This window comes from Streptosporangium sp. NPDC006013 (genome assembly GCF_040614275.1).
Taxonomy (GTDB): Bacteria; Actinomycetota; Actinomycetes; order Streptosporangiales; family Streptosporangiaceae; genus Streptosporangium.
The window spans coordinates 1-14,836 of sequence record NZ_JBEXUE010000246.1 but is presented as its reverse complement, the minus strand read 5'-3'; the positions used below and the strand labels follow the sequence as shown (position 1 = coordinate 14,836).

The 14,836-nt window shown below is 69.5% G+C and carries 16 protein-coding genes; 8 read left to right on the top strand and 8 right to left on the bottom strand.

The annotated features are described in order from the left end of the window. Positions 1–123: 123 nt before the first annotated feature. A complete protein-coding gene (fusA, locus tag ABZ260_RS30835) occupies positions 124–2,208 on the top strand; it encodes an elongation factor G (protein WP_355624848.1) in 2,085 nt (694 codons plus the stop codon). Positions 2,209–2,392: 184 nt separating this feature from the next. Here the strand turns inward: fusA and ABZ260_RS30830 are convergent, their stop codons facing one another. Further along, on the bottom strand, positions 2,393–2,851 hold the full coding sequence (locus tag ABZ260_RS30830; protein WP_355624846.1) for a hypothetical protein: 459 nt from the start codon (positions 2,849–2,851) through the stop codon (positions 2,393–2,395). Between the two features lie 299 nt (positions 2,852–3,150). On the opposite strand from ABZ260_RS30830, the gene ABZ260_RS30825 reads away from it, so the two are divergent. After that, on the top strand, positions 3,151–3,720 hold the full coding sequence (locus ABZ260_RS30825; protein ID WP_355624844.1) for an RNA polymerase sigma factor: 570 nt from the start codon (positions 3,151–3,153) through the stop codon (positions 3,718–3,720). Then, positions 3,717–4,802 (top strand): CU044_5270 family protein, encoded by a 1,086-nt coding sequence (locus tag ABZ260_RS30820; protein ID WP_355624842.1) that lies wholly within the window; start codon positions 3,717–3,719, stop codon positions 4,800–4,802. Before ABZ260_RS30825 ends, ABZ260_RS30820 begins: the two co-directional genes overlap by 4 nt. A 108-nt stretch (positions 4,803–4,910) precedes the next feature. Here ABZ260_RS30820 and ABZ260_RS30815 read toward each other — a convergent pair whose 3' ends face one another. After that, positions 4,911–5,501: a TetR family transcriptional regulator C-terminal domain-containing protein gene (locus tag ABZ260_RS30815; RefSeq protein ID WP_355624840.1), complete on the bottom strand. Its 591-nt coding sequence runs from the start codon at positions 5,499–5,501 to the stop codon at positions 4,911–4,913. A gap of 92 nt (positions 5,502–5,593) precedes the next feature. Between ABZ260_RS30815 and ABZ260_RS30810 the strand changes: the two genes are divergently transcribed. Further along, complete coding sequence (locus tag ABZ260_RS30810; protein WP_355624838.1) at positions 5,594–6,823, top strand: glycosyltransferase; 1,230 nt, start codon at positions 5,594–5,596, stop codon at positions 6,821–6,823. Between the two features lie 363 nt (positions 6,824–7,186). Here ABZ260_RS30810 and ABZ260_RS30805 read toward each other — a convergent pair whose 3' ends face one another. Then, complete coding sequence (locus ABZ260_RS30805; protein WP_355624836.1) at positions 7,187–7,918, bottom strand: HAD family hydrolase; 732 nt, start codon at positions 7,916–7,918, stop codon at positions 7,187–7,189. Positions 7,919–8,045: 127 nt separating this feature from the next. Here ABZ260_RS30805 and ABZ260_RS30800 point away from each other — a divergent pair, with 127 nt between their 5' ends. Then, complete coding sequence (locus ABZ260_RS30800; protein WP_355624834.1) at positions 8,046–8,840, top strand: metalloregulator ArsR/SmtB family transcription factor; 795 nt, start codon at positions 8,046–8,048, stop codon at positions 8,838–8,840. A 1-nt stretch (position 8,841) separates the two neighbouring features. On the opposite strand, the gene ABZ260_RS30795 is transcribed toward ABZ260_RS30800, so the two are convergent. After that, a complete protein-coding gene (locus tag ABZ260_RS30795) occupies positions 8,842–9,414 on the bottom strand; it encodes a peroxiredoxin-like family protein (protein WP_355624832.1) in 573 nt (190 codons plus the stop codon). A gap of 69 nt (positions 9,415–9,483) precedes the next feature. Here ABZ260_RS30795 and ABZ260_RS30790 point away from each other — a divergent pair, with 69 nt between their 5' ends. Together ABZ260_RS30790 and ABZ260_RS30785 are read left to right on the top strand one after the other, a co-directional pair. Beyond that, a complete protein-coding gene (locus ABZ260_RS30790; protein ID WP_355624830.1) occupies positions 9,484–10,098 on the top strand; it encodes a TetR/AcrR family transcriptional regulator in 615 nt (204 codons plus the stop codon). Between the two features lie 147 nt (positions 10,099–10,245). Continuing rightward, positions 10,246–10,590, top strand: coding sequence for an MmcQ/YjbR family DNA-binding protein (locus ABZ260_RS30785; protein ID WP_350923449.1), 345 nt, complete (start codon positions 10,246–10,248; stop codon positions 10,588–10,590). Between the two features lie 131 nt (positions 10,591–10,721). Here ABZ260_RS30785 and ABZ260_RS30780 read toward each other — a convergent pair whose 3' ends face one another. Beyond that, the gene (locus ABZ260_RS30780; protein ID WP_355624828.1) at positions 10,722–11,045 is read right to left on the bottom strand and encodes a hypothetical protein; all 324 of its coding nucleotides are present in this window, start codon (positions 11,043–11,045) and stop codon (positions 10,722–10,724) included. 459 nt (positions 11,046–11,504) lie between these two features. On the opposite strand from ABZ260_RS30780, the gene ABZ260_RS30775 reads away from it, so the two are divergent. After that, positions 11,505–12,176 carry an enoyl-CoA hydratase-related protein gene (locus ABZ260_RS30775; protein WP_355624826.1) on the top strand — a complete coding sequence of 224 codons (672 nt, stop codon included), beginning with the start codon at positions 11,505–11,507 and terminating at the stop codon, positions 12,174–12,176. A gap of 126 nt (positions 12,177–12,302) precedes the next feature. Here the strand turns inward: ABZ260_RS30775 and ABZ260_RS30770 are convergent, their stop codons facing one another. From ABZ260_RS30770 to ABZ260_RS30760, 3 genes are all read right to left on the bottom strand, one after another. After that, positions 12,303–12,608, bottom strand: coding sequence for a hypothetical protein (locus tag ABZ260_RS30770; protein ID WP_350923467.1), 306 nt, complete (start codon positions 12,606–12,608; stop codon positions 12,303–12,305). Between the two features lie 131 nt (positions 12,609–12,739). After that, positions 12,740–13,990, bottom strand: a complete 1,251-nt coding sequence (locus ABZ260_RS30765) for an amidohydrolase family protein (protein WP_355624824.1) — start codon at positions 13,988–13,990, stop codon at positions 12,740–12,742. 109 nt (positions 13,991–14,099) lie between these two features. Next, complete coding sequence (locus tag ABZ260_RS30760) at positions 14,100–14,399, bottom strand: NIPSNAP family protein (protein WP_355561685.1); 300 nt, start codon at positions 14,397–14,399, stop codon at positions 14,100–14,102. Positions 14,400–14,836 lie beyond the last annotated feature (437 nt).

Genomic DNA, 14,836 nt, shown 5'->3' with positions numbered 1-14,836 from the left:
GGACGTCCGTGACGAACGCCTGACCCCTGTCTGTCCGACGCCGATGCGGTCACGCCGCATCGGGGGTCTTTTCGTCCGGGAAGCGCGCTGTCCTCTGTGGAGCGTCCCGAAGGGCCATAGGCCGTGCGTACCAACCTGAACCATCACCTCACCGACCAGCTGACCGGCGTCCGTAATCTGGGCATCCTCGCCCATGTCGATGCGGGCAAGACCACCATCACCGAACGGATCCTGTACATCACCGGCGCCACCTACAAGCGTGGCGAGGTACATGACGGGACGACCGTCACCGACTTCGACTCCCAGGAACGCGATCGCGGGATCACCATCTTCGCCGCGGCGGTGAGCTGCGCCTGGGACGGCCATCGGATCAATCTGATCGACACACCGGGTCACGTCGACTTCTCCGACGAGGTGGAGCGCTCGCTGCGGGTGCTCGACGGCGCGATCGCGGTGTTCGACGGTGTCGCCGGAGTCGAACCGCAGAGCGAGTCGGTGTGGCGGCAGGCCGACCGGTACGGAGTGCCGCGGATCGCCTTCGTCAACAAGCTGGATCGTGCCGGTGCCGACCTCGATACGGCGGTCGAGTCGATCCGCGAGCGGTTGCGGGTGGTCCCGCTGGTGGTCCAGCTGCCGATCGGACGCGAGGACGGGTTCACCGGAGTGGTGGATCTGCTGCGCATGCGATCGCTGGTCTGGACCGGCGATCGCGACAGGCCCAGGGAGGGCACGGTGCCGGACACCCTGCGACAGGAGGCGTACCGCCGCCGCCGGCTGCTGGAGGAGGCGGTGGCCGAACTGCACCCGATCGCGCTGGAGGAGTTCTGCGCGGAGTCGGCGATCTCCGCGCAGACCCTCACCGTCGCGCTGCGCGACCTGACCCGTACGGGTGAGGGCGTGCCGGTGCTGTGCGGATCGGCCTACCGCAACCGCGGGATCGAACCGCTGCTGGACGCCGTCACGGCCTACCTGCCCTCGCCGACGAACGTGCCGGCGGTACGCGGCACCTGGGACGGCGCGGTGCGGGAGCGGGCCGCCGACCCGGCGGCGCCGTTCGCCGCGCTGGCTTTCAAGGTGAGTTCGACCGCCACCGGGCGGCTGACCTACCTACGGGTGTACTCGGGGACGATCAGAAGGGGAGACGCGGTGCTGGACGCCGGCGCGCGGCGCACCGAGCGGGTCGGCCGCATCCTGCGGGTACAGGCCGACCGGCACACGGAGGTGGACCTGGCGGTGGCCGGGGACATCGTCGCGGTGGTCGGGTTGAAGGCGGTCCGCACCGGTGCCACCCTGTGCGCCCCCGCGGAGCCGTTGCTCTTCGAACCGCCGAGTGTGGCCGATCCGGTGGTCTCCATGGCGGTCGAGGCCCGGAGGAGCACCGATACCGACCGCTTCGCGTCGGCGCTGGCCCGGCTGGCCGAGGAGGATCCCTCGCTGGTGGTCAGGACCGACCCCGAGACCGGCCAGACGGTGCTGTCGGGGATGGGGGAACTGCATCTGGAGGTCGCGGTGGAGAAGATCCGCCGTACCCACGGGCTCGATGTCAGCGCCGGCCGGCCACAGGTGGCCTACCGGGAGACGGTCGTCCGCGGGGTGTCCGGGCTGCTGTACCGGCACGTCAAGCAGGAGGGAGGCGCCGGTCAGTTCGCCCACGTCGTCCTTGACGTGGAGCCGCTGGACGCCACCGGCGGCGCGGTGGACTTCGTGTTCCACTCGACCGTCGTCGGTGGACGGGTACCGCGGGAGTACGTCCGGGCGGTGGAGGCCGGTTGCCGGGATGCCCTGGTCGAGGGGCCACTCGGCGGGCATCCGGTGACCGGCCTGCGGGTCACGCTGACCGACGGAGCCACCCATGCCAAGGACTCCTCGGAGATGGCGTTCCGGACGGCAGGCCGGCTCGCGCTGCGGGAGGCGCTGCGGACCGGCGTGATGGCGTTGCTGGAACCGCTGGCCGAGGTCACGGTCACCGTACCGGACGACGCCATCGGCGGGGTGCTGGGCGATCTGTCGGCACGGCGCGGCCGGGTCTCCGGCTCGACCGCGCGGGCAGGCACAGTGGTGATCACCGCGACCGTGCCGCTGGCCGAGCTGTTCGGCTACGCGACCCGGCTGCGCAGCCGCACCCAGGGCAGGGGAACCTTCACCACCCGGCCCAGCGGGTACGCCCCGGTGCCGAGCACGGTGTCATACGGGACGCCGTCCCGGTAGAGCCCGGGGGTGGCCCCGCCCGGACACGGGCGGGGCCATGCCGATTCATGCCGATTCATGCCGATCTCGGCACCACCGACTCGCTGCGCGGGCACTGTCGGCGCCGGGTGAACGGTGACCTCCAGCACCTACCACGCCACCTGGAGCCGTCAGGCCGGGGGCGAGGCCGGCGCTTGAGGTCTCGCTATCCGCAGTTGCCGAAGGTCCTGCGGCCGCCGGTCGCCTCGGCGTAGTCCAGCCGGGTGTCCCGGGTGCTGCCCCAGTACGAGACGCACTTGCCACGGGCCTTCAGCTTGACCGGCCCGGCGTAGTACTTGAACTTGCCCTCGTCGGTCTTCGGTTTGCTGCCCTGCACCGTCAGGGTGGCGGTGGTGTAGGTGGCGGTCCGGTAGAAGGCGGTCTTGATACTGACCACGCAGTTGTAACCGGTGCTGCGGTTGTACATGAGGTAGACGTAGCCGAAGGTGTCACGTCCGGACTTGAGGGGGCGGGTGCCGTCCTTCACCCGGGTGAACCCCGCCCCGCAGACACCCTCGGGAGTGTAGGGGGCGGATGCCGCGTACGCCGTGTATGCCGGGTTGGCCGCGAGAACGCCGGCGGCCAGGGCCGCCACGGCGACGACCTTCGTAACAGACCTGATCACTTGTCTACCCTTCGACGGGGGCTGCGGCCCCATAGCGGATCAACCCGTCGATCTTTGCTTACTCCTCTACTTTCCGCCAATGGGCACCGGGACGAGGCCTGGCCGACGGGTCGGGGTCTGAGGAACATTGGCACCGGATCGTGCGCTAATCCCTCTCAGCGCAGGTCCACGCTGTACAGCTCGAGTGAAGGGGCGGAAGATCACCGGCCGTGCGGCGCGCAAACTCCCCTCAGGCTGTAAGAAATAGCGCGGTCCGCTCACTTCCCTGGTACTGGCGCACTTAAGGGAAGGGAGGACGCATGATCGAACCTGGTCCTCGGGACCGGTTCACCGTCTTGTACAGCTCCTGCTATTCGAGCGTGTACGCGTACGCGGTCAGCCGTGCGGGACGGCAGCTCGCGGAGGAGGTGGCGAGTGAGACGTTCTGCGTTGCGTGGCGGCGGATCGACGACGTGCCGGACGAGGCGCTCCCCTGGCTGCTCGGCGTCGCCCGCAACGTGCTGCGCGAGTCGTACCGTGCAGAGGCTCGGCGTCAGTCGCTGGAGAACGAGCTGTCGACGTGGGGCTCGGTCACGGAGCTGACAGCGCGCGACGTCGCCGAGTCGGTGACCGAGAGGGCAGCCGTTTTGCGGGGGCTCGCTGCGCTCTCCGATGATGATCGTGAAGTGCTCACGCTGGTCGCCTGGCACGGGCTGCGGGCCGTGGATGCGGCGAAGGTCGTCGGCTGCTCCACCGCCACGTTCTTTGTCCGGTTGCACCGTGCCCGGCGCAGGCTGGAGCGTGCGATGGCCGCTGAGCCCGACGCGATCACCGGCGCCGCCGTGTCCCCCTCCGAATCGCTGGCATTCATAAAGGAGTCAACCCGGTGAAGAAGACCGATGTGATGAAGTCGCTCTCTGACACTCGTCCCGCTTCGCTCAAGCCGGTGGACGATCCGGAACGGCTCGACCGGATCATCGCCGCCGCGACCACCCGGCCGTCCACGGTCTCGGTCGTCCCCCGTCGTGGCCGCATCAAGCCGGGCTGGGGACTGGGCACGGCGGGAGTGGTGGCGGCGGGGCTCGCGGTGGCCGTGACCCTGGTGCCTGGCGGTGCCGGCGACCGGTCCGCCGAGCCCGCCGCGCGCGGTCTGCTGCTCGCCGCCGCGGAGCAGACCGTGAAAGTGCCGACCGTCGCCGGCCGGTACTGGCATACCCGGGGTGTGAACTCGGGCGGTTTGTTCAGCGGAAGGTCATCGCGTGGCGTTTGCCGAGATGAGACGTGGGTTGCGAAGTCGCCCAAGGATCCGAGTTGGTGGATAGTCCACTCCTGGACCCGATTGGACGCCGTCAAGGGCGCGGAACCCCCCAAGGAGGGCGAGTTCAGCTCGGATCAAGCTCATTTCACCTGCGCCCGCGGCAACCGGGCGTTGAGCGATGAGACAGGCAAGACGCCTTACGCCAGTCGGCTGAACGATTTTGCCGAGCCGGGGTCGAGCTGGCCCAACGTCAACGGCAAGGCGGTCTCCGTCGCCGATATCGAGCGCCTGCCCACCGAACCGGAGGCGCTGAAAGAGGTCCTGATCCAGTGGCAGGGTCCTGGGATGAGCGACAAGAGACGAGATGAGATCCTGTTTGAGCAGGCGGCCGAACTGCTGCTCGAACTGCCTGCCCCTTCCGAGGTCAGGGCGGCACTGTTCCGGCTGATGGCCGATCTGCCCGAGGTCCGTTCCCTCGGCGGCGTACGGGACCCGCTGGGCCGTGACGCGGTAGGGGTCGCGTTGCGAAGCTGCGAGCCCAGCTACGGCACTGAGACGCAGGTCCTGTTCGACAAGGACACCGGGCGCCTGCTGTCGGTCGGTAGGTCGGCCGGCGAGCAGGGCTGTGCAGACCTTCGACCGGCCGGTTGGAGCGCCGTTCTGGAGTCGGGCTGGACCGACGAATCACCGAAGGCGCCGGCGGGCCACGCCTGACCTGATCGCCACCCGGCCCCGGCCTTCTCGTCCGAACGAGAGCCGGGGCCGCTACCGCAGCCGCTGGCAGAAAGGCACCGGTCCGGCCGAAGATTCCCGCTACGGCCATCACCCCGCGCGGAGCCGCGCCAAGTGGTAGTCGAGCAACGCCGCGACCTCCTCGGGCGTGTAGTGCCCGACCAGGGTGGCGTTCACGATGCCCTGCGCGAAGGCGTACAGGATGCTCGCCTCCTTGCCGGCATCCAGGTGGGCGGCAAGCTGCCCGGCGGCCTGGGCGGCCCTGATCTGCTCGGCGAGGAGGGCCAGCAGGAGCGGCAGCCCGAGCCGCATCGCGGCCGCCTGGTTGTCGGACACCACCGAGCTCGCCTGGAACGCCAGCCCGATGCGGTTCAGGTAGCTGCGCTCCTCGTCCAGCGGCAACAGCTCCAGCAGGGTGTCCCGCAGCAGGTCGAGCGGCGTGGACTGGCGCGCGGCCACGGCGGCCACCCGGATCCCGATCCAGACCCCGATGTGCTCCAGCGCCAGCAGCAGCATCTGGTCCTTCGTCGTGACGTAGTACTGCACCGCCCCCATGGACATCCCGGCCTCGGCGGCGACCTCCCTGAGGCTGACGTTCTCCATGCCCTTGTCGTGGATGACGCGGTGCACGGCCTCGGCGATGTGCCGTCGCCGGGCGTCGTGGTCGACGATCTTCGGCATATCCCACTACTTTCTCATGCGAGTGCATGGAAAAGTCTGTTCGTCTCTTTTATCATGCGAGTGCATGATAAACGAGGCGAGGGGTGATGCGGATGCGGGTTCTGATCATCGGGGTCGGTACGCGGGGGGACGTGGCACCGTACACGGGGTTGGGAATGCGCTTACGCGAGGCCGGGCACGAGGTGGCCATCGCCGCGCACGAGCCGTACGCGGAACTGGTGACCGATGCGGGCCTGGAGTATCTACCACTTCCCGGAGACCCGCTCCCCGCGCTGACCGGCCGCTTCTCCATCAGCGCGTTCAAGGAGTACAGCGAGCAGCTCATGGCGGGCCTGGCCGAGATCGCCGAGCAGGAGGCCGACCTGCTCCTGCTCGGCATGGCGGGCGCGCTGGGCTATCACGTCGCCGAGGCGATGGGCGTGCCGAGCATGGGGGTGCACCTGCAACCGATCGACCCCACAGGAGACTTTCCGCCGGTCATGAGTCTGTTCCGCCGGTCGCTCGGGCGGTGGGGGAACCGCAGGGCGGCCCGGCTCGCGTTCGAGTTGCCCGCCGCCGGCCCGCTGCTCGCCGGGATGAGCACGAAGATGCGGGCCCGGCTCGGGCTGCCCCCGATGACCCCGCGTGCCCTCTACCGGCGCCGGGAGAGCACGCGCTGGCCGGTCTTCCACGGGGTCAGCCCGCTGGTACTGCCGCGCCCGGCCGACTGGCGGCCGGGGCTGGAGATCACGGGTTACTGGTGGCCGGAGCGACCGCGAGGCCGGCAGCCGGATCCGGTGCTGCGCGACTTCCTGACATCGGGGCCCACACCGGTCTTCGTCGGCTTCGGCAGCCTGGCGGGCACGCGGGCCGAGCAGTACACAGAGCTGGCCGTGCACGCGCTGCGGCGGGCCGGGCTGCGCGGCGTGCTGCAGACCGGCCTGCGGGGACACATCTCGGACGACGTGCTCGCGGTCGGCGACGTACCGCACGACTGGCTGTTTCCCCGCATGGCCGCCGTCGCCCACCACTGCGGCAGCGGCACCACCGGGAGCGGGGTGCGGGCGGGCGTGCCCGCCGTGGCCGTGCCGGTCATGTACGACCAGCCGTTCTGGGCGTCCAGGCTGACGGCACTCGGCGTGGCCCCGGCCGCGATCCCGTTCCGCCGCCTGACGCCCGCACGACTGGCCGCCGCGCTCAGCACCGCGATCACCGACCCGGCCTATCGGCAGCGGGCCCAGGCCCTGTCGGTCCGGGTCTCGGCAGAGGACGGCGCGGTGCCCGTCGTCGAGGCGGTGAACCAGCTCCGGGTCACCCGCGGGCCCGGCCGCCGAACGGGGTGACGGCCGCCGAACATCCAACATATTTGGCCGACCAGCAGAAACGGCGCTCCGGATCGGTATCACCGTAGGTACGGCAGCTCGCTCGACCTGTGGAGCCGACGGGTCAACCCGTGGCGGGCGGAGGATCCTCGGCGACCCGCTCGGTGCGCGCCCGGCCGGGCTGTGGGGCCAGGTAGCCACTTGAGACCTGCCCTGACCTGCAGGTGACGACAGAGCGGCGACAGATCACCAAGATCGCCTCCCCATGGGGCCATCGGGAACAGGTCAGCCGACTCCACCAGGTCGAGAGAGGCATCTCCAAGGCCATCGAGGAGAAGACCGAAGTCCCCGCCCTCAAACCACGCTGAGGTTCGTGAGAGCCGGTCAGGCGTTCGTGCGTGATAGGTGGCCGGGGAGGTCGGTGAGGCGTTCGATGCGGAGCACCGTCTCGTCTGCCGTCGGCGATGGTCCACCGGTGATGAAGTCGATGCCGCGGTCCAGCCAGATGCCGGTGAGCCCGGCGAGGGCGGCTGCGTTCACGTCGCTTTCCAGCATGTCGCCCACGTTGACCGCCTGCGCGGGGTCCGTCCGCATCCACCGGCAGGCGGTGGCGTAGGCGACGGGCTTGGCCACACCGAGCTCGGTCGGGGTCAGGACGGCTTCGAAGTATTCCAGGAGGCCGAAGCGGGCGAGCTTGGCGCGCTGCTGCTCGGGATCCCCGTTGGTGAGAACGGCCAGACGCGGTCCTCGGGGAAGCCGTTTCAGGGTCTCCAGGCATGGCTGGACATCGGGATAGCTCCGCCAGGACTCCTCGAACACGGTGAGGTAGCGGTCGGCGATCCAGGCGTCCAGAAGGCCGGGACTTTCCGGAACCGGCTCGCCGAGCATCGGCAGGAAGGAACGGAGCCTGCGTCGGTGGTGCTCAGCGAAGGAGCACTGACCGGCCAGGTATTCCCGCATGTGGCGCCCCTCCAGCGTCCACCACAAGGTCACCAGCTCCTCCGGTGGAGCCGTCGCGTTCGGCGCGACCTGGACGATCTGGCCGATCGTTTCCAGGACCGCGCTTCGATGATCGACCAGGGTGCCGTCCAGATCGAAGAAAATCACATCCGCCACAGGATGATCATCTCGTGACGCTTGTCCCTGGCGCCAGAGGGTCTTCGGGGGAGCCGTTGACATGCAGCCAATCAGCTGCCTATATTTCTTTGGCAGCCAGATGGCTGCATGTTTGGGGTGGCATGAGATGGACGAGGTTTTCAAGGCGCTGGCCGATGCCAGTCGCCGCCGGCTGCTCGACAGTTTGAACGCCCGCAACGGGCAGAGCCTGCGTGAGCTGTGTGCCGGGCTGGACATGGCCCGGCAGTCGGTCAGCAAGCATCTGGCGGTGCTGGAGGCGGCCGACCTGGTGACCACGGTGCGGAGCGGCCGGGAGAAGTTGCACTACCTCAACGCCGCGCCGATCAACGCCATCGCCGAGCGCTGGATCGACCGGTACGACCGTGGCCGGGTGCGCGCGCTCGCCGACCTGAAGAGAGCATTGGAGCAGGAACCGATGGGCAACCCCGAGTTCGTCTACACGACCTACATCGGCACCACGCCGGAACGGCTCTGGCAGGCGCTGACCGACCCCGCCTTCACCCGTCGTTACTGGGGGGTCGGCTTCGAGTCGGACTGGAAGGTGGGATCGACGATGACCTGGGAGGAGCGCGGGGTGAAGATCGCCGACCCCGAGCAGGTGGTGCTCGAATCCGACCCCTACCGCCGGCTGGCCTACTCCTGGCACACCTTCACCCCGGAGTACGCCGAGGTCTGGGAGCTGGGTGCGGAGGTCGCCGCTCAGTGGGCCAAGGAGCGCAGGTCGAAGGTGACCTTCGACATCGAACCGCTCGGCCGGATGGTCAAGCTGACCGTCGTCCACGACGGCTTCGACCCCGGCAGCACCCTGCTGGAGGGCGTCGGCGAGGGCTGGCCGCACATCCTGTCCGGCCTCAAGACGCTGCTGGAGACCGGCGAGCCCCTTCCCGGCGAGGGTGACTGATTCAGCGGGTCTCCGCCCGGCGTGCGCGGGCCGCCAGGGTCAGTACCTCGTCGAGTGGCCACTGGTCGTAGGCGTGCTCGCCGTACCCGCACGCGACCACCCGGCCGTCGGGGGCGATCAGGAAGTCGGCGGGGAGTCCGAGCCGCCCGCCGCGCGGCCGGATGGACGGTAGGCGCTCCTGCCCGCGGGCGACCGTCCAGATACCGCGTACGACGGCCAGGACGATCGTCGCCCAGACCCGGGGGTCGAGCAGCGCGCGGGGCGCCTGTTCCACGCCGAACTCCGCGTACAGCTTCTTGTCCGGGTCGGCGACGACGGCGAACGGCAGGCCCGTGGCGTGCTCGGCCAGTTCCTCGGCGGGGGAGTGGAACACCACCACCTCGCGGATTCCGGCGGCCTCGATCTCGGCGTGCCGGGTGACGAAGGAGCGCAGGTGCAGGTTGCAGACCGGGCAGCCGGCGAAGCGCCGGAACTGCAGGTGAACGAGATGGTCCCGGTCCGGGACGGGGGCCGCGGGGCCGGTGACGGAGGACAGTTCGCGGGCGGAGACGGTGGAGCCAGGCTGGAGACGCATCGGAACCCCTTCGTAGGCGTACGGCATACGCCTACGATTGTAGGCGTATGCCGTACACTTTCAACCGCCATGCCACGCCCGCGCTCGCTCACCCAGGACCAGATCGCCGCCGCCGCCCTCGCCGTCATCGACCGCGACGGCCTCGCGGCCCTGTCGATGCGCGCGGTCGCCACGGAGCTCGGCATGAGCGCGATGGCGCTCTACCGCTATGTCGGCGACCGCCAGGAAGTGGAAGGGCTCGTGGTCGAGCTGGTGCTCGGCGGCGTCGACGTCTCACCGCCGCCGGGGACGTCATGGCGCGAACGGGTCACCACACTGGTCGGCAGGTTGCGCGACCAGGTGGGCGCGCACCCGCACGTCGTGCCGCTGACGATGACCCATCGGCACCGTTCCGCGGGGGTGCTGCGCTGGTCGGAGGCGGTGCTCGGCATCCTCACCGAGGCCGGCCTGGCGGGTGCGGACCGGGTCATCGCGCTGCGCGGTCTGCTGAGCTACGTGATCGGCGCGGTCCAGCTGGAGCATCTGGGCCCGCTGTTGGGCGCGGGCACGACCGTCATCGCCGGGCTCGCCCCCGCCGACTTCCCGTATATGGCCGAGACGGCGGGTCACGCGCGTCTCGTCGGCGCCGACGAGGAGTTCTACGGCGGCCTCGCCATCGTGCTGCGCGGGATGTGCGATACCTGATCAGGGCAGGTGGCGGGTGGCGTGAGAGGTTCCGGCAGGAGGGGGCGTCCATCCGCTGCGGTCGTCCTGGCTGGGCCGTGCCCGCGGTGGCCTTCGACGGCGGGGTGGTTCGCGGGGATTGTCGGAGCGTTCTGATAGACGTGGCCCATGGGTGTGAGTGTTGGTGAGTTCCTGGAGATGCTCGACAGGCTTCCCGAGGTTCAGCAGAGCGACTCCGGCAGCTGGACCTCGCTGAAGGTCCGGGGCAAGGGTTTCGGCTACATCTGGGGAGACACGGAGACCGTGGGTCTCAAGGCGACGATCGATGAGCAGATCGCGCTGGTGGCGGAGCGGCCGGAGGTGTTCGAGGTTCAGTTCACCGCGGGCCGGTTCGGCTGGATCGTGGTGCACCTCGCGAAGATCGATCCGGATGAGCTGTTCGAGCTGGTCACCGAGGCGTGGTGCCTGACGGCCCCCAAGCGGCTGGTCGACGCGCACGAGGCCGGGCGGTAGTTCTGCGACATGTCGAGGGCCGGCCCACGGCTTCATGTCGTGGGTGCCGTGACGTTCCTCAACGGAAGTACCGGTCCGGGACGCCGCATGTTCGTGGCCCACACCGAGGAACGGAGCCGCCCACGCTCCTGTCAGTTGTCGATCCCCGCCCCGCCTCTGTTACCGGGAGCCCTGTTGTCGCTGATGCCGCCACCGATACCGACCTTGCCGCGGCCGCCGCCGATGCCGACACCGTCACCGCCGATGTTGCCGTGGTCGCCGCCGTGACCGCGCCGGGCGCGGCACCTCTCGGGGTGCCTGTGCTTGTGGCAGGGCTTCTGGGCGGAGGTGAGAGTGGTCGAGGCGTTCGAGGTCACGGTGTCCGCGACGGCGGACGGGGCCGGCGTCGTCATGGGGGCGAGGAGGGCGGAGGCCGTCATCGTCCCGGCTGCGAGAGCGTTCCTGACCTTGATCATCGAATCTCCTCGCGGGTGGAGATCTCCAGCTCTGGCTCTGGGAGAAAGCGTGGTCGGGCATGGTGCCCGGCGGTGACGATGCCCGAGCGGTCGGCGCGGCGGGGAACCTGTTCCCACGGTAAGCAGAGGGACCCGAGGCGGTCGGTCACAGGACTTCAAAACCTCGGGGCGGTCCGATGACCCGCCGGTGGCGGACAGGAACTGGAAGGGGGCTTCCCGTCACGCCGGGTTATGACTCCCCGCTCGGGGCTGATCCTGCGGACAAGTGAGTCGCTTCCATGTACTATGCGATTCGCCGTAGTTACTCGCTAGTAGCGTCGTTGCTGACGCAAGCTCCTGCCGGTCTTCGACGTCAGGAAGGTGTTCATGTTCGACGGCTCGCTCGTCGCGGGTGCGGCTGCCGACCCCCGCCGGGCCGGGTCAGGTGCGCATGAGCGACAGCCGCGAAAGGAATCAGTCATGCCCACGCTCGACCGTCAGGACGACGTCTTCATCCTCGACATCGGGGACACCGAGAACCGTTTCCACCCCGACTGGATCGCCTCCGTCAACGCCGCGCTGGACGAGGTGGAGAAGGCGGAGGGGCCCCGTGCCCTGGTGACCGTCGCGACCGGCAAGTTCTTCTCCAACGGCCTGGACCTGGACTGGCTGTTCGCCAATGCCGACCGGCACCAGGACTACGTGGTCGGCGTCCACGAGCTCCTGGCGCGGATGCTGGCCCTGCCGATGGTCACCGTGGCCGCCCTGCAGGGGCACACCTTCGCGGCCGGCGCCATGTTCTCCCTGGCCCACGACTTCCGCGTGATGCGCGCCGACCGGGGCTACTGGTGCCTGCCGGAAGCCGACATCAACGTCCCGTTCACCCCGGGTATGTCCGCGCTGATTCAGGCTCGGCTGGCCCCGCAGACCGCGCACGAGGCGATGACCACCGCACGTCGCTACGGCGGCCATGACGCCCTGGCCGCCGCCATCGTCGACCGCGCGGTGGACGAGGACGCCGTGCGGCAGACCGCCATGGAGATCGCTCGCGCCCAGACGGCCAAGAGCGGCCCCACCCTCGGCACCATCAAGGCCCGCATGTACGGGCTCGCCATGGAGAGGCTGCGGGAGAAGGACAACCCCCTCGGCTGAGCGATCGAGGTCCAGTGGCCGGCGGCCGGACGCTCACCGGGGAGGGCGTCGTCCGGGCTCGCCGTGGCACGGATATCGCCGGCAGGCGGGGACCCTCCGGCCGGAGGGTCCCCGCCCGAGCGGTTCTCAGCGCTTGTTCACCCGCAGGGACACGATCGTGCCCGGGGGGAGGGTGGCGGTGGAGGTGACCCCCGCGGGCTGCCATGGGCCCACGTTGTAGACGTATCCGACGGCCGGGTTGACGTGGAGGACGGTCACGGCGACCTGATGTTCTCCGGTGCCGCTCGCGCAGTAGCTGGAAACCGTCGATCCCGCTACCTGGGTGGTGCAGTTGTCCGGGATCGCGTGGGCGGTGGAGGCCGTGCTCATCAGAATGGCGGTGGTGAGCAGTGCGGTGCTGGAAAGGGCCGTGGCCCACTTCCTTGGTTTCACGTGTGCTTCCTCCGTGGTTCTCGGTGCGGCGGAAGTGTCCCGCAAGGTTTCCTTTAGGAAACTTTCCTATAAAAAAAGATACCTGCCTGCGAGAATGAGTCAATAGCCACCTGTGACGCTGCCGTCCCCCTTCAGTGCGGGACACCGGCTCCGAAAGCGGTGTGCCGGGTGGACGAGGCCACGACCCGGCCCGCGACGACGACGTGGCGGGGCGGCGAGTGCCGGGTCAGAGCCTCGCGAAGGGTCCGCCCCTCAAGGACGACGAGGTCGGCGGGAGCCCCGGGTTCCAGACGGTGGGCGGGCAGGCCGACGACCCGCGCGGCATCGACGGTCACCATGCCGTACAGCCGTTCCAGGGCGGCGTCGGTGCGGGCGTCGAGCAGGTGCGCGGCCAGGAACGCCACCTCCAGCAGGTTGTGCCGCCCGAACGGGTAGTAGGCGTCCTCGATGTCGTCCTGCCCCAGCGCGACCGGAACCCCGGCGCCGGCCAGCTCGAAGACCGGTAGATGGAGCGGTCCGGTGTGCGGGTCGCTGACGAAACCGAGCCCCGCCGCGCGGCACAGTCCGGCCAGGCGCCGCAGGTACGGCTCGGGATAGACCGCCATCGCCCGCGCGTGCTGGGCGCTGCCACGCCCGATCATGTTCCGCTCCAGCAGTTCCCGAGCGAGCATCTCGGTCGTCCGCAGCCCCGGGTCTCCGGCGTCGTCGACCAGCATGGCGACGCGCAGCCCGTGCCGCCGCGCGAGATCGACCATGCGTCGTACGTGCTCGGCGGCGTCGGCGTCGGTCCACTCGATCCACGGGATGCCGCCCACCACGTCGGCGCCGAGCCGTACGGCCTCGGTGACCAGTTCCTCGGTGCCGGGCTCGCGGAGCAGGCCGTCCTGCGGGAACGCCACCACCCGCACGTCGACCACGCCGCGGAACTCCTCGCGCAGCGCCAGCAGCGCCTCCACCCCGGTCAGTCCCGCTGCCGGATCGATGTCGGCGAACGCCTGGACGGCCCGGACACCGTGCCGCACGGACTCCACCAGCACCGGCCGGGCCCGCTCCAGGACGGCCTCCCGCGTCTGACCGGCCTTGACGGCGGCGGCCGTCTCGATGGCTCCCATCGCGGCCCCCATGGTGCCGCCGGTGTACTCCGACAGCGCGGCGGGACCGGCCGCGTCGAGGGTGTGCGCCTTGCACAGGTGCAGGTGGGCGTCCACGAAGGGCTCGGTGACCAGGGCGCCGTCGGCATCGATGGTCACCTCGGTCGCCGGGCCGAGATCGGGGTCGTCCTCGGCGACGAGGCTGAGCAGCCCGCCTGTCGCCGCCAGCGACCACCTGCCGGGACGGCCACGGAGGGAGGCGTTGCGGATGAGGAGATCTGGGGTGTCCATACGACAGCACGGTAGAAGCGCACCCACGAGATCCGGGACGGCCAGACCTGCCAAGCCGCGTATCGCGAAGCGACAGGTGTGGGTGACGGTCGAACCGTCCCCGTCGGCCTCAGTCGACGGGGGTCACGTCGCGGATGATCCGGCCCACCAGGTAGAGCGCCGGGTCCACGTCCATCGCAACGCGGCGGGGAGAGTCCCAGTACTCCTGGTTCCGCTCCCGGAAGCTCTCCGGCCCGTCGTACGAGAGCACCCAGATGAACTGGTTCCGCTCGTGATCCAGCCAGGCGCCGTGGACCTCGAACCCGAATTCGCGGCGGAGCGGCACGACCAGCGAGTGCCACTTCTCCACCCATTCCTCCAGCAGGCCCTCCTGGATCGTGTAGATGCGATGCTGAAAGGTCCTGGCCATGTCGTCGCCTTCCGTCTCGGGTCGGATACGGGGCCGCCTGTGATGAAGATCGTACGACTACCGGATCGGAGCACGCACGGGACCACTCCGGCCTGGTCCGGACCTGACGCGGGGTCAGGAGCAGAAAGTCGGCTTATGCCGGGCTCGGGGGGAAAGTTTCACGGTTCGTTGACATCGGGAAAGCGCTTTTCTGTGGTGTTGCCATCCGCTGACGCGGACGTGTTCGCTCAGGTGAGCGGTGCGCACTCGCTGGGGGGAATCCACCGGGTGGTCAACGCAGGCGGCGGCAAGTGCCTCAACACCAAGGACAACTCGACCTCCTCCGGCGCCCTCGTACAGCAGGGTAGAGGTCGTAGGCGGCGTAGTAACCGAAGACGAACACGACGAACAGCAGCATGCCTCCTGCCGCGGCCAGGCCCCGCCGCGCCGCCCTGTCC

Coding starts and splice junctions, on each gene's coding strand:
- ABZ260_RS30790 (WP_355624830.1), top strand. CDS start 9,484: ATGCCACGCCCGCGCTCGCTCACCCAGGACCAGATCGCCGCCGCCGCC.
- ABZ260_RS30775 (WP_355624826.1), top strand. CDS start 11,505: ATGCCCACGCTCGACCGTCAGGACGACGTCTTCATCCTCGACATCGGG.
- ABZ260_RS30780 (WP_355624828.1), bottom strand. CDS start 11,045: ATGATCAAGGTCAGGAACGCTCTCGCAGCCGGGACGATGACGGCCTCC.
- ABZ260_RS30810 (WP_355624838.1), top strand. CDS start 5,594: ATGCGGGTTCTGATCATCGGGGTCGGTACGCGGGGGGACGTGGCACCG.
- ABZ260_RS30760 (WP_355561685.1), bottom strand. CDS start 14,399: ATGGCCAGGACCTTTCAGCATCGCATCTACACGATCCAGGAGGGCCTG.
- ABZ260_RS30815 (WP_355624840.1), bottom strand. CDS start 5,501: ATGCCGAAGATCGTCGACCACGACGCCCGGCGACGGCACATCGCCGAG.
- ABZ260_RS30795 (WP_355624832.1), bottom strand. CDS start 9,414: ATGCGTCTCCAGCCTGGCTCCACCGTCTCCGCCCGCGAACTGTCCTCC.
- ABZ260_RS30800 (WP_355624834.1), top strand. CDS start 8,046: ATGGACGAGGTTTTCAAGGCGCTGGCCGATGCCAGTCGCCGCCGGCTG.
- ABZ260_RS30825 (WP_355624844.1), top strand. CDS start 3,151: ATGATCGAACCTGGTCCTCGGGACCGGTTCACCGTCTTGTACAGCTCC.
- ABZ260_RS30765 (WP_355624824.1), bottom strand. CDS start 13,990: ATGGACACCCCAGATCTCCTCATCCGCAACGCCTCCCTCCGTGGCCGT.
- ABZ260_RS30785 (WP_350923449.1), top strand. CDS start 10,246: ATGGGTGTGAGTGTTGGTGAGTTCCTGGAGATGCTCGACAGGCTTCCC.